The 4,831-nt window shown below is 42.0% G+C and carries 2 protein-coding genes and 1 pseudogene; all 3 read right to left on the bottom strand.

Annotation, left to right across the window (positions count from 1 at the left end; translation table 11 throughout):
- Positions 1-347 (bottom strand): annotated as a pseudogene (locus tag WBM98_RS05505) (OmpA family protein); the annotation flags it as partial.
- Positions 348-356: 9 nt separating this feature from the next.
- Positions 357-1,277, bottom strand: coding sequence for a PorP/SprF family type IX secretion system membrane protein (locus WBM98_RS05500; protein WP_424365026.1), 921 nt, complete (start codon positions 1,275-1,277; stop codon positions 357-359).
- A gap of 33 nt (positions 1,278-1,310) precedes the next feature.
- Positions 1,311-4,831: gliding motility-associated C-terminal domain-containing protein (locus WBM98_RS05495; protein WP_424365025.1), on the bottom strand; the 3,521-nt coding region annotated here is incomplete at its 5' end.

The following is a 4,831-nucleotide window of genomic DNA, read 5'->3' as shown; positions in this document are numbered from 1 at the left end:
GCCCCATACCTCGTAGTCAGCAATTTTGCCATACCATAATTGCCAACTCCCTTGAGGGTATGTATGTATCTAAAAATATAGGTTGGATCTAAAGCGTGCTCATATTTTGCAAATAGTTGTCCATACCATTTGACGGCATTTTGCATGTCTGTATTAAAATAGTAAGCATCACCAACTTTTTGGAGTGCTTCTTGAGAATCGTCTCCCTTTTCAACTTGGGCCTGATACTGTTGGGCAGCTTTTTTATACCAAAGTGAATTAAAATTTCTTTCAGCCGAGCTGTAATTAATTTGGCCAAACATGATGTTTGCCATTAAAACAATACTATAAAAGAATATTTTTTTCATGCTATTATTTTAGTAAAATCTTGGGGATTTTAGTCTTCTGGTCAGTGTTCTAAGATCAAATCTTATAAAAATCTCATGCGTGCCATTATTGTAGTTTCTTAGGTCTGTTGTTGTTAGATCATAGGCATACCCAATATGTAATTTGGGTGAAATATCTACGCCCAAGAGTCCAGAAAAGGAGTCGTCCCATCTGTAGGCAGCCCCAAGCGTTAGAATTTCTTTGATTAAAAAGTTAGCGGATAGGTCAGCAATTATCGGTGATCCCGGCACCCATTTTACAAAAAATGCTGGTTTGAACAACACATCTTTATTTATGGTAAATACGCGACCACCTATTAAATAATAATGTAATCTTTCTGTCGCAATTTGTTGTACCGAACCATCATAATGCTCCTCTGAAAAGAAGTTGGGTATGGCAAAACCAAAATACCCATTATTGGTATGATAGTACACTCCGGCGCCAATTGTGGGAAAAAATTTGTTTTCAATATTGTTTTGAAAAGCGATATCGGGATCTTCAAACAAGCCTTTTGAAAAGTCAACATTGAATAACCTGCCGCCACCTTTTAAACCAAAGGATAAACGCTTGTTGTCTTCATCCAAATTTATGGTATAAGAGAAGTTTGCATCGAAAAACGTTTCATTGGATGGCCCTAGTTCATCGTTGGTGACAATTATACCCAGCCCTACATTATTGCCTACAGGTCCGTCTATGGCCAATACTTGGGTGGTTGGAGCTCCATTAAGTCCCACCCATTGTGTGCGGTACATTCCCAGTATGGATAAATTTCCCCGCGAACCTGCATAAGCAGGGTTAATGCTCATGGTGTTATACATGTACTGCGTGAATTGTGGATCTTGTTGACCGAATGCGGAAGAACCAAAACCAATACATATGATGATCAAAATATATTTCAAATAACTTTTCATTATATAAGTTTTTACAGCGATTATGTTATCGTATTATCTGTTTATATAAAGCCAATCCGCGATGGGTTCCGATCCATCCCCCAAATCAAGAATATAGTAATAGGTGCCTACCGGTAAAAGCTCTTGCTCGCTTATGGTCGCCCTACCGTTTGAGAGACCCGTCCACGTATTGTCATAGTTCTGTTGTTCAAAAACAATATTGCCCCAACGATTGTAGACCCGTAGTACATTATTCGGATATCTGGAAATACAATCGATTTTAAAGAATTCGTTTACCCCATCATCATTTGGTGAGAATTCATTATAAATGGTTAAACAAGTAGGGTCAATTGTTGCCTGACCAGTATCATTGGCCCCGTTTAAATCAATTTGATCTACAAAAGCAAGTTTTGCTGTGTTGAGGTAGTTATCCTCTTGCAATACTTCAACGCTAATGGTAAGGGTTGCTGTTTCAGTGCTAGCCAATAATGCTATTTCCCAGAAACCGTCTATTTGGTCATAAATGCCAACGGATGCCTGTGAATTTAGATACAGATAACCACTCGGAAGCATTTCCTCAATGCCAAGATTTGTCGCATCAGACATTCCTAAATTGTTCACACTAATGGTAAATTGAATTGCATCACCAATTTTTGGGCGTTCATTGTTTACCGCTTTGGTTACTGCTATATCTACGGATTGAGGAATAACTGTTACACTGGCTTCATCATCATCTTCAAGACCATCAGCCAAATCATCAACAGTACTATCATCATTACTATTACTATCAGGATCTGCTTGGTCACTAGCCGTGATTTCCGCCGTATTGGTATATTCTTCAGCATCCCCGGTTGGAGAATTTACCTGCAGTAAGACAATAAGTGTTTCCGTAGTGCCATTTGGTATTACTCCATTGGTATTCCAAACCCCTGTTGCAGGGTCATATACGCCAGCGGTACTTAGGTGCGATTGATAGGTATACCCTGATGGCACTACATCGGTCACAACAACACCAGTTGCATTACTGTCCCCACTATTGGTAAGGTTAATGGTGAATTCAACAATATCCCCCACATTTGGATTAAGGTTGTTCGCCTCTTTGGTCAAACTTAAGTCAGCAAGACCGGTTGGGACAGGGTTAACAGTATCTTGGTCATCCTCGGAGTTCAAATTGTTGTCAGGAGATGAATCTGGGTCAAAGGTGTCTAAGGCAATCAATTCAGCCGTATTGGAAAAATCCCCATTGGTTAAAACGGTTGCAGTAATTTCCAATGTTTCTGAAGCCCCGTTTAACAATGCGGCGATATCCCAGGAACCAATTACTTCATCAAAGGTACCAGCTGAAGTGGTTGCGCTGATAAAATCATAGCCCGAGGCTAAAACATCTTCTATCACAATACCCGTTGCATCACTGGGGCCATCATTGGTCACTGTAATGGTGAAGGTTATTTGCGATCCAACGGAAGGACTTTGATTATCCACGGTTTTTACTACCGACATATCCGTAATGACCCTTGGAGTGGTGCTTTGACCATCTTGATCATCTTCGTTTATATCATTGTTGTTGGGTGCAGAATTTGGATCTTGTTCATTGACGGCAATCAGCTCTGCCACATTTGCATAACTCCCTGTGGTATTGATACCTACCGTTACGTTGAGGTCTAAACTCGAATCCGCTGGCAAACTAGCTACATTCCAAATACCAGTGGCAGAATCATATGTACCTCCGCTGTCATCGGAAATATAGCGGTAACCAGATGGTAATGCCTCATTGACTTGAATGCCAGTTGCCTCACTTGGCCCTGCATTATTCATGGTTAATGTAAACGTCACCGTATCCGATACATCTGGAAATTCGTTATCCACAGTTTTGGTCAAGGAAAGATCTGCCAAAGGGGTAGGCGTAGTGTCCGCATTATCTTGATCATCTTCTGATGCAAGGCCATTTGATGGTATTGAATCTATATCTGCATTGTCAGAACCTGTGATTTCCGCACTATTGCTATAATTACCTGTTGGGTTAACAACTGAAACAATGTTAAGGGTTTCTGTGGTTCCGTTGGGAACTACGCCGTTCAATGACCATAAACCTGTGGATTGATCATATATCCCGGCCGTACTGTTATTCGACACATAGGTATACCCATCCGGTAACTGGTCAAGAACGGTTACGCCATTGGTATCGCTTGGACCATTGTTGGTCAAGCTCAATGTGAATATTACCTCATCCCCAACAAAGGGGGTCGCTTCATCAACAACCTTGGTCAGTTCCAGATCGGATACCAGTACTGGGATTGGTTCAATGGTTTCTTGATCATCTTCTGTGTCATCATTGTTTGCCGGAGTTGAATCAACATCATTTTCCGCAGCATCCGTTACTTCGGCTACGTTGGTGTAATTTCCGTTGGGTAATACCAAGGCAAGAATATCCATCGTTTCAAATGTGCCGACGAGTAAGTCTCCAACGGTCCAAGACCCATTTAATGGCTCGTATGTCCCTGTGGATAATGACGAACTTTGGTATTGATATCCCGAAGCCAATAAATCGGTTACGACAACCATCGTGGCATCACTAAGGCCATCATTTCTGACGGTAATGGAAAAAGTAATAATGCTTCCTACAGGGGGTGTCATATTATCCGCGAACTTGGTTACAGATAGATCCACTGAAGGTACTTGCTGCGGAACAACATCCACTTCGTCCTGATCATCTTCTGATAAAACATCATTATTGGAATCTGAATCAATATCCACTATATCCGAGGCAGTGACTTCAGCTCCATTTAAATAATCGCCACTTGCATTCACTAAAACATCGATCAACAATATTTCCGTGAGTCCGGAAGCTATGTTTCCTACCGTCCATATACCAGAGGTTTCATCATATGCCCCTGTAGTTGAGCTAAATAGTATAAAGTCATAGCCACTTGGCAATAAATCTGTTACAATTACTCCGGTAGCGTCATCAGGACCGTCATTGGTAACGCTAACCTCGAAAGTGATTTCCGTGCCAATAAAAGGAGTAACATCATTATCGACCACCCTTTTAGCCAACGAGAGATCGGCTACCGCTTCATAATCGACGATAATTGAACTTATATTGGAAGGATTCCCATCATTGTCATCCACCGTGTAAGCTATAGGTGTTGGACCTTCTAGAAATCCAGGTTCAGGACTGAACGCAATCTCGCCGTTCACTGGATTATAAACCCAACTTCCCTCTCCCGGCACATCAAAGGCAATTACGTCTCCATCTATATCCGTCACAATATTGGTTGCGCCGGTAGGAGGTATTAAATTCACTGCGTCGGGATCTAGATTTCCATCCGGATCCATGTCATTGGTCAGAATATCCAATGTGACTGAACTTCCCGAGGGATTATTAAGGCTTTCGTCGTTCATGGCCACGGGTGGCTGTATGTCATAGTCTATTAAAACTTGAGCGGTATCGCTTAGGCCCGTATCAAGGTCGGTGAGTTCATAGGTGATCACCGAGGGATCTGTCGTAAAACCGGGATCAGGGCTGAAGGTGGCCTCCCCGGTGGCGGGGTCATAGGTCCATGTGCCCTCTCCGG

It is taken from the genome of Maribacter sp. (genome assembly GCF_049667165.1).
In the GTDB taxonomy this organism is placed as follows: domain Bacteria; phylum Bacteroidota; class Bacteroidia; order Flavobacteriales; family Flavobacteriaceae; genus Maribacter_A.
This window is presented reverse-complemented; position numbering and strand designations above follow the sequence as displayed.